General features: G+C 71.9%; 20 protein-coding genes and 1 riboswitch. Of the genes, 5 read left to right on the forward strand and 15 right to left on the reverse strand.

All coding sequences use genetic code 11. The features are described 5' to 3' along the window. The first annotated feature begins 5 nt into the window (after nucleotides 1-5). From DDE18_RS06665 to DDE18_RS06675, 3 genes are read left to right on the forward strand one after another with little or no spacing between them, the layout of a single operon-like run. Nucleotides 6-1,526 (forward strand): TldD/PmbA family protein, encoded by a 1,521-nt coding sequence (locus tag DDE18_RS06665; protein WP_116571429.1) that lies wholly within the window; start codon nucleotides 6-8, stop codon nucleotides 1,524-1,526. After that, nucleotides 1,526-2,932: a TldD/PmbA family protein gene (locus tag DDE18_RS06670; RefSeq protein WP_116571430.1), complete on the forward strand. Its 1,407-nt coding sequence runs from the start codon at nucleotides 1,526-1,528 to the stop codon at nucleotides 2,930-2,932. The genes DDE18_RS06665 and DDE18_RS06670 overlap by 1 nt, the downstream gene beginning before the upstream one ends. Continuing rightward, nucleotides 2,932-5,424: a glycosyltransferase gene (locus tag DDE18_RS06675; protein ID WP_116571431.1), complete on the forward strand. Its 2,493-nt coding sequence runs from the start codon at nucleotides 2,932-2,934 to the stop codon at nucleotides 5,422-5,424. Before DDE18_RS06670 ends, DDE18_RS06675 begins: the two co-directional genes overlap by 1 nt. Here the strand turns inward: DDE18_RS06675 and DDE18_RS06680 are convergent. The 8 genes from DDE18_RS06680 to DDE18_RS06715 all read right to left on the reverse strand — a co-directional run bounded on the left by DDE18_RS06680 (nucleotide 5,421) and on the right by DDE18_RS06715 (nucleotide 13,126). Then, a complete protein-coding gene (locus DDE18_RS06680; RefSeq protein WP_116571432.1) occupies nucleotides 5,421-6,674 on the reverse strand; it encodes a serine hydrolase domain-containing protein in 1,254 nt (417 codons plus the stop codon). The genes DDE18_RS06675 and DDE18_RS06680 overlap by 4 nt on opposite strands. Next, nucleotides 6,675-9,503: an aminomethyl-transferring glycine dehydrogenase gene (gcvP, locus tag DDE18_RS06685; RefSeq protein WP_116571433.1), complete on the reverse strand. Its 2,829-nt coding sequence runs from the start codon at nucleotides 9,501-9,503 to the stop codon at nucleotides 6,675-6,677. It abuts the gene before it with no gap. Between the two features lie 74 nt (nucleotides 9,504-9,577). Further along, nucleotides 9,578-9,670, reverse strand: a riboswitch (glycine riboswitch). A 32-nt stretch (nucleotides 9,671-9,702) separates the two neighbouring features. Beyond that, nucleotides 9,703-10,293: a MerR family transcriptional regulator gene (locus tag DDE18_RS06690; protein ID WP_211754449.1), complete on the reverse strand. Its 591-nt coding sequence runs from the start codon at nucleotides 10,291-10,293 to the stop codon at nucleotides 9,703-9,705. 191 nt (nucleotides 10,294-10,484) lie between these two features. Further along, nucleotides 10,485-10,964 (reverse strand): bifunctional nuclease family protein, encoded by a 480-nt coding sequence (locus DDE18_RS06695; RefSeq protein ID WP_116571435.1) that lies wholly within the window; start codon nucleotides 10,962-10,964, stop codon nucleotides 10,485-10,487. A 43-nt stretch (nucleotides 10,965-11,007) separates the two neighbouring features. Next, nucleotides 11,008-11,748, reverse strand: coding sequence for a transcriptional regulator FtsR (gene ftsR, locus DDE18_RS06700; RefSeq protein ID WP_245916484.1), 741 nt, complete (start codon nucleotides 11,746-11,748; stop codon nucleotides 11,008-11,010). Between the two features lie 2 nt (nucleotides 11,749-11,750). Beyond that, a complete protein-coding gene (locus DDE18_RS06705; protein ID WP_116571437.1) occupies nucleotides 11,751-12,266 on the reverse strand; it encodes a zinc-ribbon and FHA domain-containing protein in 516 nt (171 codons plus the stop codon). A gap of 103 nt (nucleotides 12,267-12,369) precedes the next feature. Further along, nucleotides 12,370-12,756: a glycine cleavage system protein GcvH gene (gene gcvH, locus DDE18_RS06710; RefSeq protein WP_116571438.1), complete on the reverse strand. Its 387-nt coding sequence runs from the start codon at nucleotides 12,754-12,756 to the stop codon at nucleotides 12,370-12,372. Between the two features lie 49 nt (nucleotides 12,757-12,805). Beyond that, nucleotides 12,806-13,126 (reverse strand): DUF881 domain-containing protein, encoded by a 321-nt coding sequence (locus DDE18_RS06715; protein ID WP_116571439.1) that lies wholly within the window; start codon nucleotides 13,124-13,126, stop codon nucleotides 12,806-12,808. 30 nt (nucleotides 13,127-13,156) lie between these two features. Between DDE18_RS06715 and DDE18_RS06720 the strand changes: the two genes are divergently transcribed. After that, nucleotides 13,157-13,399 carry a hypothetical protein gene (locus DDE18_RS06720; RefSeq protein WP_116571440.1) on the forward strand — a complete coding sequence of 81 codons (243 nt, stop codon included), beginning with the start codon at nucleotides 13,157-13,159 and terminating at the stop codon, nucleotides 13,397-13,399. A gap of 165 nt (nucleotides 13,400-13,564) precedes the next feature. Here DDE18_RS06720 and DDE18_RS06725 read toward each other — a convergent pair whose 3' ends face one another. Genes DDE18_RS06725 through DDE18_RS06745 form a run of 5 tightly spaced genes read right to left on the reverse strand, consistent with a single transcriptional unit; the run spans nucleotide 13,565 to nucleotide 17,845 of the window. Then, a complete protein-coding gene (locus DDE18_RS06725) occupies nucleotides 13,565-13,897 on the reverse strand; it encodes a small basic family protein (RefSeq protein WP_116571441.1) in 333 nt (110 codons plus the stop codon). Further along, the gene (locus DDE18_RS06730) at nucleotides 13,894-14,748 is read right to left on the reverse strand and encodes a DUF881 domain-containing protein (RefSeq protein WP_116571442.1); all 855 of its coding nucleotides are present in this window, start codon (nucleotides 14,746-14,748) and stop codon (nucleotides 13,894-13,896) included. The genes DDE18_RS06725 and DDE18_RS06730 overlap by 4 nt, the downstream gene beginning before the upstream one ends. After that, a complete protein-coding gene (gene clsA / locus DDE18_RS06735; protein ID WP_116571443.1) occupies nucleotides 14,741-15,382 on the reverse strand; it encodes a cardiolipin synthase ClsA in 642 nt (213 codons plus the stop codon). The genes DDE18_RS06730 and clsA overlap by 8 nt, the downstream gene beginning before the upstream one ends. A gap of 25 nt (nucleotides 15,383-15,407) precedes the next feature. Next, nucleotides 15,408-16,457, reverse strand: coding sequence for a hemolysin family protein (locus tag DDE18_RS06740; protein WP_116571444.1), 1,050 nt, complete (start codon nucleotides 16,455-16,457; stop codon nucleotides 15,408-15,410). Continuing rightward, nucleotides 16,454-17,845, reverse strand: coding sequence for a hemolysin family protein (locus DDE18_RS06745; protein ID WP_116571445.1), 1,392 nt, complete (start codon nucleotides 17,843-17,845; stop codon nucleotides 16,454-16,456). Before DDE18_RS06745 ends, DDE18_RS06740 begins: the two co-directional genes overlap by 4 nt. A gap of 150 nt (nucleotides 17,846-17,995) precedes the next feature. Between DDE18_RS06745 and DDE18_RS06750 the strand changes: the two genes are divergently transcribed. After that, nucleotides 17,996-19,468, forward strand: coding sequence for a sulfatase family protein (locus DDE18_RS06750; protein WP_116571446.1), 1,473 nt, complete (start codon nucleotides 17,996-17,998; stop codon nucleotides 19,466-19,468). Here DDE18_RS06750 and DDE18_RS06755 read toward each other — a convergent pair. Together DDE18_RS06755 and DDE18_RS23950 are read right to left on the reverse strand one after the other, a co-directional pair. Further along, nucleotides 19,465-20,850: an FAD-binding oxidoreductase gene (locus DDE18_RS06755; RefSeq protein ID WP_116571447.1), complete on the reverse strand. Its 1,386-nt coding sequence runs from the start codon at nucleotides 20,848-20,850 to the stop codon at nucleotides 19,465-19,467. The two genes, DDE18_RS06750 and DDE18_RS06755, sit on opposite strands and share 4 nt — an antisense overlap. A gap of 137 nt (nucleotides 20,851-20,987) precedes the next feature. Further along, nucleotides 20,988-24,044, reverse strand: coding sequence for a helix-turn-helix transcriptional regulator (locus DDE18_RS23950; protein WP_133241178.1), 3,057 nt, complete (start codon nucleotides 24,042-24,044; stop codon nucleotides 20,988-20,990).

The raw sequence follows: 24,044 nt of genomic DNA on the forward strand, positions 1-24,044 counted from the left end.
GCCGCATGTGTGCCGCCCGGCTCGACCCGAGCTTCCTGGACCTCCCCTACCGATCCCTGGGCGACGCCGCGCTCGCCCGGGCGCAGGAGCTGGGAGCCTCACATGCGGACTTCCGCTTCGAGCGGGTCCGCTACCAGTACCTCGGGGCCCGCGACGGGGTCCTGCAGACCGCGATGGACGCCGAGGACCTCGGCTTCGCCGTGCGCGTGGTGCACGAGGGTGCCTGGGGCTTCGCGTCCGGCGTGGTGCTGACGGCCGACGAGGCGCGCCGGGTCGCCGAGACCGCGGTGGCGGTGGCCAGGGTCGCTGCCGGAATGACGTCCAGGCCGGTCGAGCTCGCGCCCGAGCCGGTCCATGACGACGTGACGTGGGTGTCGGCCTACGACATCGACCCGCTCGAGGTGCCGACGAGCGAGAAGGCCGCCCTGCTGGTCGACTGGACCGAGCGGCTCGTCCGGCACGACGCGGTCGACCACGCCACCTCCCACCTGCAGCAGGTGCAGGAGAACAAGTACTACGCCGACCTCGCCGGCACCCGCACCACCCAGCAGCGGGTGCGGCTGCAGCCCGGGTTCGAGGCGATGGGGGCAGACGACGAGACCGGCGTCTTCGACTCGATGTCCTCGATCGCCCCGCCCGTGGGCCGCGGGTGGGAATACCTCGCCGGCAGCGGCTGGGACTGGGACGCCGAGCTGGAGGAGGTCCCCGACCTGCTCGCCGAGAAGCTCAGGGCCCCCGGCGTGGAGGCAGGCACCTACGACCTGGTGATCCACCCCTCCAACCTGTGGCTGACGATCCACGAGTCGATCGGCCACGCCACCGAGCTGGACCGCGCCCTGGGCTACGAGGCCAACTACGCCGGCACCTCCTTCGCCACGCCCGACAAGCTGGGCACCCTGCAGTATGGCTCCGACATCATGAACGTGACCGGCGACCGCACCGTGGCGCACGGCCTGGCCACTATCGGCTACGACGACGAGGGCGTCGAGACGCAGAGCTGGGACATCGTCCGGGACGGGGTCCTGGTCGGCTTCCAGCTCGACCGGTCCATGGGCCCGATGATCCCGGAGCTCAACGGCGGCCGCTCCAACGGCTGCGCCTACGCCGACTCGCCGAGCCACATCGCGATCCAGCGGATGGCCAACGTGTCCCTCCAGCCGGCTCCCGACGGGCCGTCCACCGACGAGCTGATCTCCCGGGTGGAGCGCGGCATCTACGTCGTCGGCGACAAGTCCTGGTCGATCGACATGCAGAGGTTCAACTTCCAGTTCACCGGGCAGCGCTTCTTCAGGATCACCGACGGGCGGCTCGACGGGCAGCTCAGGGACGTCGCCTACCAGGCGACCACCACGGACTTCTGGGGCTCGATGGAGGCCGTGGGCGGCCCGGACACCTGGGTGCTCGGCGGCGCGTTCAACTGCGGCAAGGCCCAGCCCGGCCAGGTCGCCTCGGTCAGCCACGGCTGTCCGACGGCCCTGTTCCGCGGCGTCCGGATCCTCAACACCACTGACGAGGCAGGCCACTGATGACGTCCACCGGCTCGATCGCCCTGACCACCCAGCAGCTCGTCGAGCACGCGCTCGCGACCTCCACGGCCGACGACTGCGTCGTGATCGTGCGCGACGGCAGCAGCGCCAACCTGCGGTGGGCCAACAACACGCTCACCACCAACGGCGTCATGGTCGGCACCTCCGTCACCGTGATCTCGTTCGTGGCCTCGGGCGACGGCGTCGCCACGGCGTCGGTCTCCGCCAGCGCCAGCAATCTGGAGCAGGTGACGGCGCTCGTGGAGTCCGCCGACGCCGCCGCCCGGGCGGGCTCCCCCGCCGAGGACGCCGCCGAGCTCCTGTCCGAGGGCACGTCGGCCGACTGGGACGAGGCGCCGGCCCGCACCGACATCCACGTGTACGACGCGTTCGCATCCGCCCTGGGCGAGGCCTTCGGCCAGGCTGGCGCCGAGCAGCGGGTACTTTACGGCTTCGTCGACCACGAGGTCGCGACCACCTACCTCGGGTCCAGCCGCGGCCTGCGGCTCCGCCACGTGCAGCCCACCGGCCACTACGCGTGCACCGGCAAGAGCGCGGACCTGACCCGAAGTGCCTGGGTCGGCGGCGCGACCCGCGACTTCGCCGACGTCGACGCGGCGCGGATGGCCGACGAGGTCGCCCGGCGGCTGGCCTGGGCAGAGCGCCAGGTCGCGCTGCCGGCCGGGCGCTACGAGACGATCCTGCCGTCGAGCGCGGTGGCCGACCTGATGATCGACGCCTACTGGGGCGCAGGCGCACGGGTCGCCCACGAGGGCGAGTCGGTCTACAGCAGGCGCGGCGGCGGCACCCGGATCGGCGAGCAGATCGTCAAGCCCGGGGTCCACCTCTACTCCGACCCGGCCTACTCCGCCCTCGAGTGCGCACCCTTCAACCTCGCCGGGGCGTCCGACAACACCGACTCGGTGTTCGACAACGGGCTCCCGCTCGAGCGCACCGACTGGATCCGCGACGGCGTCCTCACCGCGCTGTTGCAGACCCGCCACTCCGCAGGCATGACCGGGCAGCCGGTCACCCCGATGATCGACAACCTCGTGCTCGAGGTGGACGGGGCCACCGGCGGGATCGACGAGCTGGTGGCCGGCACGGAGCGCGGCCTGCTCCTCACGTGCCTGTGGTACATCCGCGAGGTCGACCCGCAGACCATGCTGCTCACCGGGCTCACCCGGGACGGGGTCTATCTCGTCGAGGGCGGCGAGATCACCGGCGCGGTCAACAACTTCCGGTGGAACGAGAGCCCGATCGACCTGCTCAACCGCTTCACGGCGGCGAGCGCAACGGCGCCGAGCTTCAGCCGAGAGTGGGGCGACGACTACTTCTCGCGGACCGCGACGCCAGCCCTCAAGGTCCCCGACTTCAACATGTCGAGCGTCTCGCAGGCCCTCTGATGCACCTATGCACCGTCGCTGCCGCAGGGCAGCTCGCACATGCCAGCGTGCTGGTCGAGTCGTTCTGGGAGCACCATCCCGGGGCCGCCGTCACCATCCTCCTCCTCGACGAGGGGACGGTCCCGGCGGGCGTCGACGTGCTCCGGGTCGCCGACCTGGGCATTGATGACCACCTGCTGGACCGGATGTCCACGGCCTACACGGCCGACGAGCTGCGGTGCGCACTTAAGACGTGGCTCCTCGACCGGCTGCTGGACGACGGCGCGGACGTGGTGTTCCTCGAGCCCGAGACCTGGGTCCTGCAACCCCTGACCGACCTTCCGGCACTGCTGGAGGCCGGGATCGTGCTGGCCCCCCGGCTGACCGCTCCCCTCCCGCAGGACGGCAAGCGTCCCACGGAGCAGGAGCTCCTGCTCTGGGGCACCATCGACCCGGGGTTCGTGGCGCTCCGCCCCGGCGCAGCGGCGCGGGACTTCGTCTCCTGGTGGCAGCAGCGGATGGCCACCGACTGCTTCGACGAGCCCAGGTCCGGCTTCTTCCTCGACGGCCGGATGCTCGACCACGCCGTACACGCCTTCCCCGTGCACGTCCACCGCGACCCGGGTTGGGACCTCGTGTGGTGGAACATGCCGACGCGCCCCCTCCAGCGGGCTGCGGACGGCACGCCGACCGTCGAGGGTCGCCCGCTGGCCTTCGTGCGGTTCCCTGGCTATGCCCCTGAGGCGCCCTACCTCATCTCCGCTGAGCAGCCAGAGCCCGCGCGACTGCGGCTCTCGGAGCATGCTGTCCTCCGCGCACTCACGAAGGAGTACGCCGATCGGTTGCGGCTAGCCGGCCACCCGCCCGAGGCCACGGACTCGGCCCCGGTGTCGGTTCGTGACGGCGTCGAGCTCACCGCGGAGGTACGCCGGCACGTACGTCACGAGTTCGTGGCCCAAGCCCGGGGAGGCGGCACGGGCCTCATGACCGGCACGGAAGGATCGCTCGACCTACTGGCGTGGCTGATGACGGCGGAGCGCGAGGACGACCAGTTCGGCCTCGGCCGGCTGCTGACACCGGTCTACCTCCGGCGGCCCGACCTTCAGCAGTACTACCCCCAGGTGTGGTCCGGCAACATCGCCGACTTCCTCGACTGGTGCGAGATGCACGGTGCCGAGGAGCACATCCCCGTCGCAGTGGCTCGTGCGATCCGTGACCGTCTGACGAGCAGCACGACGACTCCTGGCTACCTGGAGGTGCGTGACGATGATCGCACGGAGGCGCGGCGCCGGCGGACGCACGGGGTGGAGGTCACCGGCTTTCTGAGGGCTGAGCTGGGGCTCGGCGGCTCGGCGCGGCTCGCGGCCGAAGGGCTCCGGGAGGCCGGCGTCCCGGTTTCCACCACGACCTACACCCGCACCAGCAGCCGGCAGGGCACGCCCTGGCGGGACTGGAAGCCCGCCGAGGGGGAACGGCACGACACGCTGCTGATATGCACCAACGCCGACATGACCCCAACTCTGCTCGCCGATGCCGGCGACGAATACCTCCGCGGTCGCTATCGGATCGCCCTCTGGTTCTGGGAGCTCGACGACTTCCCCGACCAGTTCCGCCCGGCGCTCGATATGGTCGACGAGATCTGGGCGAGCAGCGATTTCAACCGGCAGGTGCTGTCAGCGGCGACGGACAAGCCCGTGGTAACGATCCCCCACCCGGTCCACGCCCCCGCGCGTCCCACGCGGATGCTGGCCGAGTTCGCCGACGACGTCTACACCTTCCTGTTCGTGTTCGACTTCTTCAGCGTGCTCGAGCGCAAGAACCCCCTCGCGTTGGTCGAAGCGTTTGCTCGGGCCTTCCCGACCCCTGGTGAGGCCCGGCTCGTGATCAAGAGCATCAACGCCGCCATGCGCCCCGTCGAGCGCGAACGGCTCGCTTACGTCGTGGCCGACCGCCCCGACATCGTCCTGATCGAGCGCTACCTCAGCCGCGAGGAGCTCGACGCTTTGATGTGGCGGGCGGACTGCTACGTGTCCCTCCACCGCTCCGAGGGGTTCGGCCAGACGATCGCGGAGATGATGGCGATCGGCAGGCCAGCCATCGCCACCGCCTACTCCGGCAACCTCGACTTCATGACACCGGAAAACTCCCGGCTCGTGGACTACACGCTCGTGCCGGTGCCGCCCGGCTGCGACCCCTACCCGGAGACCTCCAGCTGGGCAGAGCCCGACATCGACCAGGCCGCGAGGGCCATGCGGGAGCTGAAGGACGACCCGGAGCTCGGCCGGCAGCTGGGCGAGCGGGCGGCCAGCACCATCGCGGAGGGCTTCACCACCGCGACCCAGGGTCAGGTCGCGGCCGCCCGACTCCAGGAGCTGTGGGACATGCAGGACGCGCGCCGTCAGGCGCGCCGGGAGCGCAAGCAACGCAAGGCTGCGGCCCAGCAGCTCAAGGTCGAGGCCGAGTCGCCGTCCGGGGGCGACGGCGGCCCGTGGTGGCGCCGGGGACGCGACTAGGCCGAAGGACTGCGTGTGTAGACGAACGTCGCGCACTCCAGGTGCGCGACGGTCCCGTCGTCGCGCCGGACGACGTCGAGGCGCTCGCCGCGGTGGTAGCCCGAGACGCCGCACAGCACGCCGTCCACCACCTCGAAGCGGTAGTCGAGCCGGCTGCCGAGCGCCAGGTTGCGGAACTCGAGCCCCCCGTTGTGCCAGCGTGCCTCGAACGCGGTGTTGCCCCAGAACCACAGGCCGGGCAGGCCCGCGGCCTCCGGAGGCACCTCGCGGGTGGGCACCCACGGCTCGATCGGCGCATCGTCACCGTCCGGGTCCCCCTCGATCAGGTCGACGGTGAGCGCGAGCTGGTCGACTCCCGTGGTGCCGTTCATCAGCGTCGCCGCGCCGATGCCCGACCCGGGGTCGACGAAGAGGGCGGCGAGGAAGCCGGGCATCGAGCCGGTGTGCCCCACGAGCAGGCCGCCGGGATGCAGGGTGAGCCGCAGCCCGAGCCCGTAGCCGGGCGTGACCGGGCGGGTCATCTCGTGCAGGGACGCCGTCGCCAGCACGTCGGGCCGGGACCCGGCGAGGAACTGCCCCCACACCACCATGTCCTCGACCGTCGACCACAACTGTCCGGCGGGTGCCATGGCGCCGGTGTCCGCGAGCGGCTCGAGCACGCGCACGCCGGTGAAGTGGTCCACACTCCAGCCGGGCTGCGCCTGAGGCCTGGGCAGGTACGACGTGTGGCGCATGCCGAGCGGCCGGAGCAACCGGCCGCCCACCAGCTCGCGCCACGGCGCCCCGAAGCAGCCCGCGACGACCTCGCCGAGCAGGCCGTAGCCCAGGTTGGAGTAGTGGTAGCGCTCCCCTGCGGCAGCGACCCGGCCCGAGCCGTCGTTGGCCGCGGCGAGCGCCGGGAAGTCGCCGCCCCGGGTGCGCTCCCACCAGGAGCCTGCGGGCTCGCTCTGCATGCCCGAGGTGTGCGAGAGCAGCTCGCGCAGGGTGGCCTCGGCGTACCCGACCTCACCGAGGTGCTTCCCCACCGGGTCGTCGAGAGAGAGCAGGCCCTCGTCGCGAGCCTGCATCACCAGCACGGCCGTGAGGGTCTTCGTGATCGACCCGATCCGGTACTGCCCGTCCAGGCCGGGACCGTCGCCGACACTGCCTGCCCACACCGCGCCGTACCTGTCGAAGACAGCGCCGACCACCGAGGTCACGCGTCCCTCGGCCTGGGCCCTCTCCAGCAGGCGCTGGCGCAGGTCGCCCACTTAGGCGAACGCCTCCGGCGGCGGGCACGCGCAGACCAGGTTGCGGTCTCCGTAGGCCTGGTCGATGCGGGCCACGGGCGGCCAGTACTTGTCCGGGTCGATGCCTGCCGGGAAGACCGCGAGCTCGCGCGAGTAGGCGCGGTCCCAGTCGCCGACCAGCGCGCGGCCGGTGTGCGGCGCGTGCCGCAGCGGCGACTCCTCCGGGGTCCACTCCCCCGCCTGCACCCGTGCGATCTCCTCACGGATCGAGATCATCGCGTCGCAGAAGCGGTCGATCTCGGCCAGGTCCTCCGACTCCGTCGGCTCGACCATCAGCGTGCCGGCGACCGGGAACGACATCGTCGGGGCGTGGAAGCCGTAGTCCACGAGCCGCTTGGCGACGTCGTCGACGCTCACGCCCGACTCCTTGGTGAGCCCGCGCAGGTCGAGGATGCACTCGTGCGCGACCAGCCCGCCGTGGCCGCGGTAGAGCACCGGGTAGTGCGGCTCGAGGCGGTGGGCGATGTAGTTGGCCGACAGCACGGCGATCGCCGTGGCGCGGGTGAGCCCCTCGCCGCCCATCAGCCGGATGTAGGCCCAGGAGATCGGCAGGATGCCGGCCGAGCCGTAGGGCGCGGCACTGATCGGGCCGATGCCCACGCGCTTCTCCGCCTCGGGGTGCATCGCGTGCGACGGGAGGTACGGCGCGAGGTGCGCGCGCACCGCCACCGGACCCACGCCGGGGCCACCGCCGCCGTGCGGGATGCAGAAGGTCTTGTGCAGGTTGAGGTGAGAGACGTCGCCGCCGAAATCCCCGGGGCGGGCGAAGCCGAGCAGCGCGTTGAGGTTGGCACCGTCGACGTAGACCTGGCCGCCGTGGTCGTGCACGACCCGGCACAGGTCGGTGATGGTGTCCTCGTAGGCGCCGTGCGTCGACGGATAGGTGACCATGATCGCGGCCAGGGTGTCGGCGTGCGCCTCGCACTTCGCGCGCAGGTCGTCGAGGTCGACCGAGCCGTCCTCCGCAGCCTTGACGACGACCACCTTCATGCCGGCCATCACCGCGGACGCGGCGTTGGTGCCGTGCGCCGAGCTCGGGATCAGGCAGACGTCACGCTGCTCCTGGCCGTTCGCCCGGTGGTAGCCGCGGATCGCCAGCAGCCCTGCGAGCTCACCTTGCGAGCCGGCGTTGGGCTGGATCGACACCCGGTCGTAGCCGGTGACCTCTGCCAGCCAGCCCTCCAGGTCGTCGACGAGCCGCCGGTAGCCGCCCGCGTCCTCGGCGGGGGCGAACGGGTGGAGGTCGGCGAAGCCGGGCAGGCTGACCGGCTCCATCTCGGTCGTCGCGTTGAGCTTCATCGTGCACGACCCGAGCGGGATCATGCCCCGGTCGAGCGCGTAGTCGCGGGCCGAGAGGCGGCGCAGGTAGCGCAGCATCTGCGTCTCGCTGTGGTGCGCAGAGAAGACCTCGTGGGTGAGGTACGGCGTGGTGCGCGCGAGGTCGCTGGGCAACGAGCCGGAGGTCGTCCAGGCGACCTCCCCGACGCCGAAGGACTTGAGCACCGCGGCGGAGACCGCGTCGCCTGCCGTCTCTCCGACGCTGATGCCGACGTGGTCGGCGTCGACGAGGCGCAGGTGCAGGCCCAGCGAGCGGGCGTTCGCCACCACGGTCTCGGCCTGGCCCGGGACCCGCGCGAGCACGGTGTCGAAGAGGTGCTCGTGCACGACCTCGACGCCGCCGTCGCGGAGGGCGGCCGCGAGCCCGGCGGCCTGCTGGTTGATCCGCTTCGCGATCGCACGCAGGCCCTCGGGGCCGTGGTAGACGGCGTACATCGACGCCACGACGGCGAGCAGCACCTGGGCGGTGCAGATGTTGGAGGTCGCCTTGTCGCGGCGGATGTGCTGCTCGCGGGTCTGGAGCGCGAGGCGGTAGGCCGGGCGGCCCTCCGCGTCGACGGAGACGCCCACGAGGCGGCCGGGCAGGTGCCGCTCGAGGCCGGCGGCAACCGCCATGTAGCCGGCGTGCGGGCCGCCGTAGAACAGAGGGACGCCGAATCGCTGGCTGGAGCCGACCACGACGTCGGCGCCGAACGTGCCGGGCGCCTCGATCAGGGTCAGCGCCAGCAGGTCGGCGGCCACCACAGCGAGGGCGGCGCGCTCGTGGGCGGCGTCGATGAGCGGCCGCGGGTCGAGGATCCGGCCACTGGCGCCGGGATACTGCACGAGCACCCCGGACAGCTCGCCGTCGGGCAGTCCGTCGGTGAGGTCGGCGACGACGACCTCGATGCCCATCGCCTCGGCGCGGGTGCGGACCACCTCGATGGTCTGCGGGAGGGCATCGGCGTCGACCACGAACGGTCCGGCGCCCTGACGGTTGGCTCGGCGCACTAGCGTCATCGCCTCGGCCGCGGCGGTGCCCTCGTCGAGCAGCGAGGCGTTGGCGGTGGGCAGGCCGGTGAGGTCGCCGATCACGGTCTGGAAGTTCAGCAGTGCCTCGAGCCGGCCCTGGGAGATCTCGGGCTGGTACGGCGTGTAGGCGGTGTACCAGCTCGGGTCCTCGAGCACGTTGCGCCGGATCACCGGCGGCGTGGTCGTGGCGTGGTAACCGAGCCCGATCATCGCCTCGACGGGGCGGTTGAGCGCGGCGAGGCTGCGCAGCTCACGCGCCGTCGCGTCCTCCGTGAGTGCGGGCGGCAGGTCGAGGACCGCCTCGCTGCGGATGCCCCCAGGGACGGCGGCCGACATCACCGCGTCGAGCGAGTCGAAGCCGAGCTGCTCGAGCATGGCGTCGACGTCGGGCTGGCGCAGGCCGATGTGGCGCTCGACGAAGGACGTGGACGGGTCCGGCACGGAAAGGCTCCCAGGGTCGCGGGCGGGGACGCCTCCCCCTCTGTCGGCCCGCCGGAGCGTCCCTTCAGAGTTGCCTGCTCCACGCGGTCCTGGTGCCTGAGAGGTTCCGGGGAGGAATTGCCCCTTCGGCGCCCCGACTCGCTCGAGGACTCTCCCGCGTGGGATGAACGGCGGAACCGAGTCTACCGGGAGTCCGGCGTCAGCCGATCTTTCGCGCCGCCCGGCGGGCAGCGAGCTCGTCGCTGGCCGCCGCTGCCTCTGCGGCATCACCGGTGCGCTCGCTCGGGAGGTCGGAGAGGGTGCCTTCGATCTCGCGCCAGACGCCGCCGATCGCGATGCCGAAGACGCCCTGGCCGCCCTGCAGGAGGTCGATGACCTCGTCGTTGCTGGTGCACTCGTAGACCGAGGCGCCGTCGCTCATCAGGGTCACGCGGGTCAGGTCGTCGGTGCCGCGCTCGCGCAGGTGCTGCACCGCGGTGCGGATCTGCTGCAGCGAGATGCCGGCGTCGAGCAGGCGCTTGACGACCTTGAGGAGCAGGATGTCGCGGAAGCTGTAGAGGCGCTGCGAGCCGGAACCGGAGGCGCCGCGCACGGTGGGCTCGACCAGTCCGGTGCGGGCCCAGTAGTCGAGCTGGCGGTAGGTGATGCCGGCGGCGTTGCACGCCGTGGGGCCGCGGTAGCCGAGGTCGCTCGGGAGCGTCGACACGTCGTCGGTGAACAGCAGTCCCTGCTCGTCGGCCAGCTCGGCCGCCTTGCCGGCGTCCGTCTGGCCCAGCTCGTTCTCGTTCACAGCCACAGCGACCCTCCACGGTCCTTTACTCCGTTGGCCGTAACTCCCGGGGAGACGCGGCGGGTGCGGAGGTGCGGGCAACCACAACGATGGAGTTACAACAGAGACAGTTCAAGGTAAGCGGCCGGGAGCGCACTGGTCAACGTGCCACACGGCGTGTCGCAACTCTCAACCTCAGGTTGAGGGTGAGGTCAGTGCGCGGGACCGCCGGCCTCGAAGTCTTCCGGCGAGACGTGGTCGAGGAACTCCCGAAAGCGCTCGACCTCGTCCTCCTGCTCGACGGGCACCGCCAGGCCGGCCTCGTCCAGCACCTCTTCCGACACCACGATCCGGGAGCCGGTGCGCAGCGCCAGGGCGATGGAGTCGGACGGCCGCGCGCTGACCTCCGCCCCCGAGCCGAAGATGAGTGCGGCGTAGAAGACGCCGTCCTTGACCTCGGTGATCTGGACCTCGGACAGGGTCTGCCCGGTGGCCTCGAGGACGTCGCGCATGAGGTCGTGCGTCAGCGGCCGCGGGGGTACGACGCCCTGCTGGGCGAAGGCGATCGCGGTGGCCTCGACGGCCCCGATCCAGATCGGCAGGTAGCGCTCGCCGGCGACCTCTCGCAACAGCACGATCGGCTGGTTGGTGGGCATCTCGACGCGGACACCGATGACGTCTACTTCGCGCACATCTCCACAGTACCCCCGGCCCGCACGCCTCCGGGCGGACCGGTCAGCGGCGCTTGAGGCCGGTCTTGACCAGGGTGGCGTGCAGGCGCACCGATAGTGCCGCGATCTGGCTCGTGGCGTCCTCGGCACGTCCGCGCGCGGAGGCGTCCCGTCCGCGCTGGAGCGGGGCGACGACCTGCTCCACGAGGCCGACCTCGCGGTCGGCCGCGGTCTTGAAGGCGCGCAGGTGGCGAGGCTCGAAGCCGTAGTCGGCCAGCTCCCGGGCCGTCCTCGCGACCACGAGCGCGTCGGTGTCGTAGTGGCCGGTGCCGGGGCGCGGCGAGATGAGCCCGAACTGCTCGAGCTGGGTGAGCAGCTCCTCGGAGATCTCGGCGATCTTGACGAGCTCGCGGCGGGACAGCCGCAGGTTCGACGTGCGGGCGAACGAGTCGGGCGAGGGCATCCCGTCCGCGGCCAGGGCGACCTGCGGCACGGTCGGCACGACGGGCTCGATCGGCGGCGGCTCCAGGCCCCGGTCGATGGCGTCCAGGTGCTCGCCGATCACCTTGAGCGGGAGGTAGTGGTCGCGCTGCATGCGCAGGATGTAGCGCAGCCGCTCGACGTCGGCGGTGCTGAACTTGCGGTAGCCCGCCGGCGTGCGCTCCGGCTTGATCAGGCCCTTGTCCTCGAGGAACCGGATCTTGGGGATCGTCACCTCGGGATAGTCGACGCGGAGCTGCTCGAGCACCTGGCCGATGTTCATCCGGGCTCGGGCGGCCCCCGAGGAGGCGCTCGCGGCCGTCACGGTCAGCTGTCCGTGTGGGCCGAGAAGAACACGAGGCGGTATTTCCCGATCTGCACCTCGTCGCCGTCCTTGAGCTGCACCGAGTCGATGCGGTCGCGGTTGACGTAGGTGCCGTTGAGGCTGCCGACGTCGCGCACCGAGAAGGTGTTGCCGTCGCGGTGGAACTCCGCGTGGCGGCGGGAGACCGTCACGTCGTCGAGGAAGATCTCGCTGTCGGGATGGCGTCCCGCACCAGTCACGTCGGAATCGAGGAGGAAGCGGCTGCCCGCGCTCGGGCCCCGCTGCACCACGAGGAGCGCGTGCCCCGGCGGGAGGGCGTCGACCGCCGCCGCGTCCACCGGGCTGAGCTGCCGGTCGGACGTGTCCGAGCGGGCAGGCGCGCCGAAGGTGATCGTGGAGGTAGCGTCGCTGCCGCCCGACGAGGAAGCGGCCTCTTGGGTCACGAGGCGCGTGCCGCACTGGGAGCAGAAGCGGGCATCGTCGGGGTTCTGCTTCCCACAGGCGGTGCAGAACGGCATGTGGCCCCTCCTCGGCGGGTCCTCGGTTTCGCGGTGCGATCTCGCTCAGGCCCGCCAACCCTCACCGGCGGGTTGAGGTTGACGGTTTCCCCGAACCTACCACTCAGGCCTGAAGGCCGGCCTGATAGGCGGCGGCGTCCAGGAGCCCGTCGACTGCGGCCGCGTCCGAAGGCACGACCTCGAACAGCCACCCCCCGGCGTACGGGTCGTCGTTGACGAGCTCGGGGGTCGCGTCGAGGGCCTCGTTGCGCGCGACGACCTCACCGGAGACGGGTGCGTAGATGTCGCTGACCGACTTGGTGGACTCGAGCTCGCCGCAGGACTCCCCCGCGGCGACCTGGGTGCCGACCTCGGGCAGGGAGACGTAGACGATGTCGCCCAGGGCGTCCTGCGCGAAGTGGGTGATGCCGATGCGCACCGAGCCCTCGGCCTCGCCGGGCTGACGCACCCACTCGTGCTCGCTGGTGTACTTGAGGTCCTCGGGGTACACGGCTGTCTCCTCGTCGGCTCTGGTCCTGGCTGGGTGGTCGGGGGGCAGGCTACTGGCCCTGGTCGGGCTCTGCCTCGCCGGGACGCGGGAGCTGGCGCACGCTCTCCACGTCGACGGCTTCGAGCTCCTGGACCGTCACCGTCGCCCCGTCGTACTGCTCGAGGGTCTGGATGGGTCCGGAGTTGAACGTGAGCCCGCCGTGCAGCGTGTGCGGGTCGCCGACCACGTCGATGACGTACGGCGCCTCGAGGGGCTGGTCGTCGAGCTCGATGCCGCTGACGGTGGCGTTGAAGGAGGTCTGCGCGACGACGCGGATCCGGTCGTTGAACTCCATCGCCTCGGCGTCGGCCGTGCGCAGCTCCTGGACCATGTCGAGAGCAGGGACCCCACGCTCACGGGCGTGCTGCCGGGCGTGATGGTGACCCGCAGGCCCGGACCCCTCACCGGCACCAGGCCGGCGAGGATGTTGAGGGTCCGCACCCGGGCCTGGGCCTGCTCGAGCGCGGCCTGCCTGCTGCTGGACTCCGACTGCAGCTCGTTGCGGGCCGCCTCGAGCCGGTCGATCTCCGAGCGCGCCCGCTCGGCGGTGCCGGTGAGCGCGTCCAGGATCGCGATGAGCTCCTGGTCGCGCAGCCCGGCGTAGGTGTTGCTCGCCTCGTTGTCGCGCACCTGGGTGACGCCGGCGAAGCCGAGCAGCGCGAGCAGCACCGCGACGACGGCCTGGGCCCGCGAGGGTCGCCGCAGGGCGACGAGCAGTCGGCGACGGGCGCTGTCGCGCTCGTCGGCGACCGGCGGGCCGGACGGCTGGTCAGGCATGGAACAGGTGCCTCCGGATGGCGGCGACGTTGGAGAAGATGCGGATGCCTAGCACCACGATGACACCCGTGGACAGCTGGCCACCGACACCCAGCTTGTCACCGAGGTAGACGATCGCGGCCGCGATCACCACGTTGCTCACGAACGAGACGACGAAGACCTTGTCGTCGAAGATCCCGTCGAGGAAGGCCCGGAGGCCGCCGAACACGGCGTCGAGGGCCGCCACGACCGCGATGGGCAGGTAGGGCTCGAGGCCGAGCGGGACATCAGGAGTGAAGAGCAGCCCCACCACGATCCCGAGCAGCAGACCCAGCGCAGCGATCACGGGTCGACCTCCCTCTCCTTGCCTGCGTTGTCGGCAGCAGTCCCTTCGACCGCGTGGCGCAGGGTGCGCAGCGAGGCGGCCGGGAGGTGCAGCTCGTCGACGTTCTCCGGCTCGTAGACGAACCCGAGTCCGTTGACCAGAGTGAACCACTCGGCACCCTGCGAGGTCTGTAGCAGGTCCGCCTGCAGGGCCGAGTTGTCGCCGACCGCCTCCACGACGTACGGCGGCGTGAGCGGCCGGCCGCCGACGTGGATCGCACGACCGGTGTTCCGGATGCCGGTGAGCGCCGTGAGCCGGAAGTCGTTGACCGCGATCGCCTCGGCGCCGGCTTCCCAGAGGCCGTCGACGAGGGTGGCGAGGTCCTCGTCGCGCACCTCGAAGTCGGGATCGCCGCCGGGTGCGTCGTCGATGATCATCCGGACCCCCTCCCCGCGTACCGGGATGAAGCCGGTGGGCACCTCGAGCCGCCGGATGCGGGCGGCCGCCTCCTCCTGCTGGTCGCGGAAGGCCTGGATCTGCTGGCCCGCCTCCCGGTTGGCTTCCTGGATGGCCCGGACCTCGCGCTGCAGCTCCGCGAGCTCGGCCCGCCGCTCCTCGATGCGCGAGACCAGGGCTGCCCGGCCGAGCTCCTGCACGTCGGCGTCACGGGAGGACTGCACTGCGACGAGGGTCGCGAGCAAGCCGAAGACCGCGACCACCCCGATCCGCAGCCACGACAGGGACCTTCCCTCGACCGGCCCTCCCTTCTGCCTGCGGGCGGCAACCCAGGCGTAGTCCTCGTCGAGGGATCGGGTGGTGATGAGGGTGAGCAGGGGCGTGGTGACGTGCTCGGGGAGCGGCTTGTCAGGCATCGCGGACCGTCCGGCGCACCGGCTCGGTGTCGCGCAGCAGCTTGCGGACCTGCCAGGCGTAGAGGACCCCGGCCCACCAGTAGAGGCCGATCCCCCAGAAGGCGAACGCCCAGCCGAAGACGAGCGCGAGCGTGGGCAGGACACCCTCCCCTTCGCCCAGCAGCAGGAGGGGGAAGGCGTAGAGCAGGTTGAACGTCGCGGCCTTGCCGAGGAAGTGCACCGGCAGGGCGCTGTAGCCGCGGGTGCGCAGGAACGGCACCAGGGCCCACAGGGCCAGGTCGCGCAGCGGCAGTGCGATCGCCACCCACCACGGGATGATGTCGCGCAGCGCGAGACCGATGACGACGGCGAGGATGTAGAGCCGGTCCGCCACCGGGTCGAGGATCTCGCCCAGGCTCGAGCGCTGGTCGAGCTTGCGGGCGAGCCAGCCGTCGAGGAAGTCGGTGATCCCCATGACCATCAGCAGGGCGAGGGCGAGGGCGTCGGCCTGCGGGCCGAGCACCAGCCAGAGGAACAGCGGCACGCCGGCCAGCCGCACCATGCTGAGCAGGTTGGGCACCGTCCACACGCGCGTGGAGGTGTGCCCTCGCGGGGAGCGGCCGGAGGTCTCCTGCCGGGGGTCCGGGTCGGTCATGTCGCCGACACCCTACCTACGCTCGTCACACGTCGCTGGACTCGTGGTGGGCCGCGTCGCGGATCTCGCCGACCAGCTCCTCGATGACGTCCTCGAGGGTCACCAGCCCGAGCAGCATGCCGTCGCTGTTAACCACCCGCGCCATGTGCGCTCCCTTGCGCTGGAGGGTCTCGAGGGCCTCGTGCAGCAGGTCGTCGCGCCGCAGGGACGCCAACGGCCGCACCCACTTGTCGTCGATCCGCCGGTGGCGGCGCTCCTCGTCGACCTCGAGCACGTCCTTGATGTGCAGGTAGCCGAGCAGTCGGCCGTCCTCCTCCACCGGGAACCGGCTGAACCCGGTGGCCGCGCAGACCTCCTCGACCTCCGCGGGCGTCGAGCCCCGCGCCACTGTCGTCAGCGAGTCCACGGGCATCAGCACGTCCTCGACGGTCTTCTCGGTGAAGCCGAGGGCCCCGGCGAGCCGGCCGTATTCGTCCTCCGCGAGGAGGCCCTCGCCACGGGACTGCTCGACCAGCGCGGCGACCTCCTCGCGGGTGTAGGACGAGCTCACCTCGTCGCGCAGCTCCACCCCCATCAGCTTGAGCACCCCGCGGGCGATGGCGTTGATGACCACGATGACCGGGCGCAGCACCACGACGATGCCCCACACTGGCGGCCCGAGCAACAGGGCCGCCTGCTCGGGGCCGGCGAGCGCGATGTTCTTGGGGATCATCTCCCCCATCACGACGTGGAGGTAGACGACGATCCCCAGCGCCACCACGAACGCCACCGGGTGGAGCAGTGCGTCCGGCACGCCGACGAGGTGGAACAGCGGCTCCAGCGCATGGGCGACCGCCGGCTCGCCCACCGCGCCCAGCACCAAGGAGGCCACGGTGATGCCGAGCTGGTTGATCCCGATGACGAGGGAGATGTTCTCCATCGCCTTGAGCGTGGTCCTCGCCATCGCGGAGCCGGCCGCCGCACGCGGCTCGATCTGGCTGCGGCGCGCGGAGATGAGCGCGAACTCGGCGCCCACGAAGAACGCGTTGACGAGCAGCAGGACGAGGGTGACGAGGAGCCCGGTCAGGATGCTCATAGCGAGACCTCCCCGCCCGAGCGACGCTGGAAGTCCCCGTCACCTTCGTGGTCGCCCGTGTCGTGCACCCGCAGCGACACGCGGTCGACCCGCAGCCCGTCCATCGAGACCACGGTGAGCACGCAGAGCCTCTCTCGGACCTCCTCCGGGTCGCTCCGGTCGGGTACGGCGATCTCGGCGAGGTCGCCCGGCTCCGGCACGCGGCCGAGGACGCGCATCACCAGGCCGCCGAGGGTGTCGTAGGACTCGTCCTCGGGCAACTGGACACCCACGACGTCCTCGACCTCGTCGGGCCGGAGCAGGCCGGAGAGCAGCCAGGTGCCGTCGCGGCGCTGCCGGGCCCGCGCGCCGAGCCGGTCGTGCTCGTCGGAGATGTCCCCGACGATCTCCTCGACCACGTCCTCGAGCGTGACGATGCCCGCGTGACCGCCGTACTCGTCCAGCACGATCGCCATCTGGAACCCGTCGCCGCGCAGCAGCGCGAGCAGCGGGTCGAGCCGGAGGCTGTCGGGCACGACGATCGGCTTCACCATGATGTGCTTGATGCGTGTGGTGGCGCGCTCGTGCACGGGCAGCGCGACGGCGTGCTTCACGTGGACCGTGCCGACGACGTTGTCCTCCGCATCGAGCACCGGGAAGCGGGACAGGCCGGTCTGGCGGGCCAGCTCGATGACCGCGCTGGCGCGGTCGCCCGCCTCCACGGTGGTCGTGCGGACGCGCGGCGTCATGATCTCCCCCGCTGTGCGCGACCCGAACTCCACCGACCGCTCCATCAGCTCGGCGGTCTCGGCGTCGAGGGTGCCCTCGTGGGCCGAGCGCTGGATGAGCGAGGCCAGCTCGGTGGAGCTGCGGGCGGACCGCAGCTCCTCCTGCGGCTCGATGCCCAGCCGGCGTACGAACGCGTTGGCGCTGCCGTTGAGCAGCCGGATGGGCCACCCCATCACGGCGGTGAAGGTGCGCTGGAACCGCTGGGTGGCCCGGGCGGTCTCCATCGGCCGCGCGATCGCGAGGTTCTTCGGCACCAGCTCGCCGAAGATCATCGTGAGCAGCGTGCCGAGCGCGAGCCCCAGGGCGATCGCGATCGGCCGGACCGCCCCCTCGGGCAGGCCGGCCGCGGCCAGTGGGGTGTCGACGATCTCGGCGATCGCCGGCTCGGCCAGGAAGCCGATGGCCAGGTTGGTGATCGTGATCCCCACCTGGGCACCCGAGAGCTGCGTCGACAACGAGCGCAGTGCCGACTGGACGCCCTTGGCCGCGTTGTCCCCCGCCGCGGCGTCACGGTCGACCGCGCTGCGGTCGACGGTCACGAACGCGAACTCGGCAGCCACGAACACACCGCAGGCCGCGATGAGCAGGAGGGAGGTGAGGAGGAGCAACCAGGGCGTCACGATGCGGCCCAGCGTATCGGCCGGGGACGTCGCTCCCCTCACACGGTGCGGCCCGGGTGCCGCTTTGGGGACCTGCCCGGCCTGCCCATACCCTTGACGTGAGTACGAGCGAGGACAAGGGACGAGATGCGCGGTTGGTGGCGGGGCGGGATGACCGCGCTCCTGGCCACCCTGCTCGTCGCGCTCGGCGGCGCGGTGACCGGTCTCCCGGTCGAGGACGCGGACGCGGACGGCATCCGGGTCGTGCAGGCACAGGCGCAGGTGCGGGCGCAGGAGGCCGAGGCCGGTGCCCGCCCGAACATCGTCTTCGTGATGACCGACGACATGCGCGACGACGACCTGGCCGCCATGCCGCTCACCCGCCACCTGCTCGGCGAGCAGGGCATGGAGTTCGGCGACGCGGTCTCCCCGCACCCGCTGTGCTGCCCTGCGCGCGCCCAGCTGGTGACGGGGCAGTACGCGCAGAACAACGGCGTGCAGCACAACGTCGGCCCCTTCGGCGGCTTCCAGGCGCTCGACCCCACGCACGAGATCAGCTCCTGGTTCACCGCGGCCGGCTACCGGACCGGTTTCGTCGGCAAGTTCCTCAACGGCTACTCCGCCGAGGAGCCGCGCCCCTCGGGCTGGTCCACCTGGGACGCCCTGGTCCGCGGCGTCTACGACTACCGCGACTTCGCGTTCGCCGACGGCGACCGCCGTCCGCGCAGGTTCCAGGACTCCTACGTCACCGACGTCATCGCCCAGCGCACGAACTCCCTGGTGCGCGACCTCGCAGCGGACGACGAGCCGTTCCTCGTCTACTCGTGGCACCTGGCGCCGCACTATCGCCTCGCCGACGGCCGCAAGGCGATGCCGCCCGCGGCACAGCGCGACCGCAAGGCGTTCGCCCGCGCGCTCCCGCCGTCACTGCGCACGCCTGCCTACAACGAGCGCCGCGTCACCGACCAGCCGCGACCGTTCCGCCAGCGGCGCGAGACGTCGTACGCCGAGGTGGTGCGCGAGCACCGCGCGCGCCTGCGCAGCCTGCGTGCCGTGGACCGGGCGGTCGCGTCCCTGGTCGAGACCCTGCGCGAGTCCGGCGAGCTCGACAACACCTACATCGTGTTCACCTCGGACAACGGCTACTCGCTCGGCGAGCACCGCTTCATCGGCAAGAACGTGCTCACCGACGAAGCGCTCCAGGTGCCCCTGCTCGTGCGGGGGCCCGACGTCTCGCGTGGCGCGACGTCCGAGCTGCCCGTGACCCTGGTCGACCTGCCCGCCACGTTCGCCGCGATCGCGGGCGTGGAGCCGCGGTGGATGCTCGACGGCACGTCGCTGCTGCCCGCCCTGCACGGCCAGGCGGGGACCTTCCGGGACACCACGCTGGTCCAGACCGGCGACGACGCCGGTGACGGCTGGGCCTATCGCGGCGTCCGCACCGACCGCTACCTCTACGGCGCCAACGGCTCCGACGTGTTCCTCTACGACGATCTCCTCGACCCCCACCAGCTGGTCAACCGCGCGGACGACCCGGCGTACGCAGAGGTCCGCGCGGAGCTGGAGGCCCGGCGGGCCCAGCTGGTGACCTGCGCCGGCTGGACCTGCAACCAGCAGTTCGGGCTGATGCCCGAGCCTCACTAGGCCTGAACCCGTCGGTCGGCGGAGGGCGTCAGGGCGGCACCGAAGACGTGGTGCGGATCCACGGTGGTCTTCACCCGGCGCAGCCGTGCCTGCGTGTCCGGTGTCCAGGCCCTGCTCCGTGCCACGTCATCGGCATGGCCTGCGAAGTTGACCAGCGACGTGCCGGTCGACCAGGGCTCGACCGCGTCGACCACCTGGGCGGTGACCGCGAGAGCGGCGGCCATCAGCGGGGGCGGCGCCGGTGCCACGGCGTACAACGAGAACGCCCCCTCGCGTCCCGCGACGGCGTTCGGCACCCTCGCGGGGCGGCCGAGGGCCCCTCCCATGAGCCGGAGCTCGACCACAGCCAGCGGCACGTCCACGCCGGGACCGGCCACCCCCAGCAGGCTGTCCACCAGGCGGTCGGGCATCGAGTGCACCAGCCCGCCCCTGGTGACGGCGGGCAGCGGATCCGTGGGGTCCATGTGGATGCTGTCGACGGCGGCGTACGACATCGGTCCCACCGTGTCGAGCACCGGGGTCGCGACCGTGCGCATCGGCGCGAGGAGCGCCTGCCCACGCTCCGGGGAGCCGGTGAACGCGAACCGCAGGGCGAGGCTGACGGTCCCTCGTAGAGGTGGCGGCACGTCCTCGACCGGGGGAAGCCGCAGGATCGCCACCGAGGTGGTGACCTCCTCCGGCATCGTCGGCGCCCAGGCGGCGAACGCGCGGAGGACCCTTTCGACGGCGGGCGCCGGGAAGATCATGGCGCCGCCGAAGAACTCCGCCACCGGGAGCAGGTCGAAGGACATCGCCGTCACGATCCCGAACCTGGCCTGGCCGCCGCGGACCGCCCAGAACAGGTCCGGGTCGCTGTCGGCGGTGACCGTCCTGACCTCTCCCCCGGTGGTCACCAGCTCGATCGACCGGACGTGGTCGGCAGCGAAGCCGTGGCGGCGCGCCAGGTGGCCCATGCCTCCCCCGAGGGTGTAGCCGACGACCCCGACGCCCGAGGACGATCCGGACAGCGGTGCGAGGCCATGCGGTACGGAAGCGTCGATCACTCTCCGCCAGCGCACTCCGGCCTCGACCCGTGCCACCCGGGTGGCCGGGTCGACGTGGACACCCTGCATGCGCCTCGTGGAGACGAACACCGTGCCCTCGGAGGGCACCGCTGCCCCGTGCCCGGTGGCCTGGACCGCGACCGGGAGGCCTTCCTCGCTCGCGTAGCGGACAGCCGCCGCCACGTCTCCCGCGCTGCTCGCCGCCACCACTGCTGCGGGACGGTGCGCGACTGCCGTGTTGAATCCGGCCGTCTCGGCCGCCGCAGCGGGGGCGCTGCCGTCGAGCACCACCCCGGACAGCCGGCGCGCGAGCCGCTCGTGCTTGTACGAAGATTCCATCTCGTTCCTCCTCGTCGCCTCCGCACGGTGCGGATAGGCATGGCGACGACTCTGGGACTAAGGGCTCGCCCCGGACCTGAGGAATTCACGCCGTCCCCGCTCAGCCCTGGACAGGTCCTGGTGGGAGGGCCTGGACGTCAGAGGACGTCCAGCAGGCCACGCCGCTGGGCGACCGTGACCGCCTCGGTGCGGCTGGAGACGTTCAGCTTCGCCATCAGGTTGCTCAGGTGCACGCTGGCCGTCTTCTCACTGATGAACAGCCGCTTCCCGATCTCTCGGTTGGTCAGCCCCTCAGCCACCAGCGCGAGGACGTCCTGCTCCCGCCTGGTCAGCACCGACTCCGCTGTGGTCTCCCCGCCGCCCAGCCGGGCCTGGCTCACCGTCGCCGCCACGGCTCGCCGCAGCGGGAGGGCCTGCATCCGCTCGGCCGACGCGGCCGCTGCCTCGGCGTGCCTCCGGGCGGCATCCCGGTCACCGGCGGCGATGAGCGCCTCGGCCAGCCGCCAGTGGCAGCGAGCCTGCTCGTAGACGTGCCCGTAGCCGTAGGCCTCGAGAGCCCGCCGCCACTCCTCCACGGCTGGCTCCCCGCTCAGCCGGGCGTGCTCCGCCAGCGCACGGGCGTGCCAGGCGCGGCCCTCGGGCCCCAGAAGTCCGGGACGTCCGTGCCCACCCTCGACGAGCTGCTCGACCCGGTGCAGGAGCACGTCCCCGCGTCGCAGGGCGGCCGACGCCCCGGCCTCGTCGCGCCGCCGGCGGCAGGTCGTCGCTTCGTCGGCCAGCGCAGCCAGCCCCAGGGCCGACAACCAGAGGCCGCCGTACATCCCTTCGCCGGCCACGGTGTCCAGGTGGACCTGCGCGCGCTCGGCGACCGCCACCGCTCCCGCGGTGTCGCCCTCCCAGGCCAGGTGATCGGCCTCGCAGCCGCCTGCCACCAGGGCCACCTGTGGATCGGCGTGCCAGCTCTCGCGCAGGCCGGCCAGCCGTCGTACGGCATCGGGATGACCGCAGGCGACGGCCGCGTAGCAGCCCACCGCGGCAAGCCTCGCGGCTGCCACGTCGGGTGGCCGCGTCTCGGGCGCGTGGGCCGCCTCCAGGCTGGCGTGGAGCTCACCCGAGGCGTAGAGGGCGATAGCGTGGAGCAGCCTCAGCTCGAGGCCCGGAGCGCTCCAGAGCAGGCCGCTCTCCGTGACTCGGGCCATGGCCTCCCTGAGCACGGGCAGCGACCCGCCCACGTCCCCGTTGTAGTAGTGGAGGGATGCCAGCGCGTAGTGCGCGCGCAGCTCTGCCGCCAGCTCACCCTCTGCCCGCGCCAGCAGCAGGGCCGTGCGGAGTCGGCGGGCTGCGGCCTCCAGGTCGCCGTCGATCTCGTCGAGGAAGGCCTCCGTCGTCAGCGCTTCCACCTCGAGCGAGGGCACCTCGGCACCCTTGGCCTCAGCGAGCGCGCGCTCGGCCTGCGGTCGGGCCTCGTCCGTACGACGGGCTGCCAGCAGTGCCCGCGCCAGCACCGTGCGGGCGAGTGCTCCGGTGCTCGCGTCGACGCCGGCCGACTCGGCAAGGCGGACGGCCTCCTGCGCTGGCCCGACCGTCTGGTCGGTGGCATCGATCTCCACGAGCTGCCGGACGAGCTCGGCGCGCGCCTGCACCCCTCCGGACCCGTCTCCCTCGGCGTCACAGAGCTGGATCGCCCGGCGCGCCCACTCGATGGCCTGAGTCGGTTCGCCAGCGAGCCGCGCGGCCCGCGCCGCCTGCACGGCCACGCGGCCCTGCGATCGACCGGCGAGCGCCGCTGGGTCGTCCACCAGCGGCCATGCCTCGAGTGCCTGTGCCAGGTGGTGGTGCGCCTCGCCCGGGGCCAGCACCCGCATCGCCTCGTCGGCGGCCCGGATCGACCACTGCAGCGCCCGGGCCGCATCCTGGGCCTGCGCGAAGTGATGTGCGACCTCGGCAGGAGCAGCCGGGCCGGCGGTCCAGGCCTCGAGCACGCCCCCCACGGTGAGGTGCCACCGCGCGCGCTCGCCGGGCAGCAGGTCGTCGTACACCGCGTCGCGCAGCAGGTCGTGGGTGAACGAGTAGCCCTCTCGCTCCGGCGTCACCAGCCCTTCTGCGACGGCAACCCCCATCGCGTCCGTCACGGCGGCGTCAGACAGCCCCGCCGCGCCGCGCAGCAGCCGGTCGGGTGCATGGCGGCCGACGACCGCCGCGCAGCGCAGCACCGTGCGCACGTCGTCAGGAAGCCGGTCCAGCCTTCCGACGAGGAGGTCCGACAGCCCCCGCGGCATCCCTTCGTCGATCCTGCCGTGGTGGAGGGCTCCCGCCGCGAGGGTCTGCACGTAGTAGGGATTCCCCTGGGTGCGGCGGAACACGACGTCGGCTACCCCCGCGTCGACCGGACCGCGGTCGAGATGCGCCAGGAACTCGGCCACCTCTGTCGCGTCGAAGGGCTGCAGGTCGAGGCGCTGCACCCACGGCAGCCGACCCAGCTCGCTCACGAGATGCCGCGTCAGGGGCCGCCCCGCCAGCCCGTCCGTGCGCACCGTCGCGACCACGAGGAGCCGTTCGGCCTGCACCCGGCTGAGCAGGAACCGGAAGCACTCGGCAGAGGACCAGTCGACCCACTGCAGGTCCTCGATGGCGACCAGGACGGGACCGCGGATGCGTCCGACTCCCGCGAGCAGGGCCGTCATGGCGTCGAAGACCTGGAGCCGGCGCGACTCGTCGACGGCGTCATCGCGGACCGCGTTGCGGTCGGTCAGCCTTGTGAGCACGGGCAGCCCGTCGAGGATCGAGGCGACCTCTGAATCGGTCGCGCCCACCGCCTGCACCGCCCGCACCAGGTCGACGACAGCCAGGTAGGGCAGGCCCGGGTCGCCCAGGTCGACGCACTGCGTGCGGAGCACCAGTGGCTCAGGACGGGACGGCTCTTCCAGCAGCGCGCGGACCAGGCGGCTCTTCCCGCCGCCCGCTTCGCCTGCGATCAGCACGGCACCCGGCGCGCCCTCGGCCGCCCGCCTCACTGCGGCTCGCAGGGCCGTCAGCTCGCGCACGCGACCGACGAACGGCACGTCACCCGGGGAGACCGCCACGAACGCCATCATGGCACCGGCGAGCAGGTCGGAGCAGGCAAAGGTCACCCAGTCACCGACTGGCTGGGTGAGCCGCGGAGCTCCACCGAGTGGGTCGACCGTGGCTGACAC

Origin of the sequence: Nocardioides gansuensis, assembly GCF_003076135.1 — a bacterium.
GTDB classification, from domain to species: domain Bacteria; phylum Actinomycetota; class Actinomycetes; order Propionibacteriales; family Nocardioidaceae; genus Nocardioides; species Nocardioides gansuensis.

Excerpts from the sequence above, each read along its gene's own strand:
- DDE18_RS06715 (WP_116571439.1), bottom strand. The coding sequence starts at position 13,126 with ATGGTCCAGGAGCTGCGCACGGCCGACGCCGAGGCGATGGAGTTCAAC.
- clsA (WP_116571443.1), bottom strand. The coding sequence starts at position 15,382 with ATGACCGACCCGGACCCCCGGCAGGAGACCTCCGGCCGCTCCCCGCGA.
- DDE18_RS06755 (WP_116571447.1), bottom strand. The coding sequence starts at position 20,850 with ATGGAATCTTCGTACAAGCACGAGCGGCTCGCGCGCCGGCTGTCCGGG.
- DDE18_RS06740 (WP_116571444.1), bottom strand. The coding sequence starts at position 16,457 with ATGAGCATCCTGACCGGGCTCCTCGTCACCCTCGTCCTGCTGCTCGTC.
- DDE18_RS06665 (WP_116571429.1), top strand. The coding sequence starts at position 6 with ATGTGTGCCGCCCGGCTCGACCCGAGCTTCCTGGACCTCCCCTACCGA.
- DDE18_RS06730 (WP_116571442.1), bottom strand. The coding sequence starts at position 14,748 with ATGCCTGACAAGCCGCTCCCCGAGCACGTCACCACGCCCCTGCTCACC.
- DDE18_RS06670 (WP_116571430.1), top strand. The coding sequence starts at position 1,526 with ATGACGTCCACCGGCTCGATCGCCCTGACCACCCAGCAGCTCGTCGAG.
- DDE18_RS06750 (WP_116571446.1), top strand. The coding sequence starts at position 17,996 with ATGACCGCGCTCCTGGCCACCCTGCTCGTCGCGCTCGGCGGCGCGGTG.
- DDE18_RS06675 (WP_116571431.1), top strand. The coding sequence starts at position 2,932 with ATGCACCTATGCACCGTCGCTGCCGCAGGGCAGCTCGCACATGCCAGC.
- DDE18_RS06705 (WP_116571437.1), bottom strand. The coding sequence starts at position 12,266 with ATGCCGTTCTGCACCGCCTGTGGGAAGCAGAACCCCGACGATGCCCGC.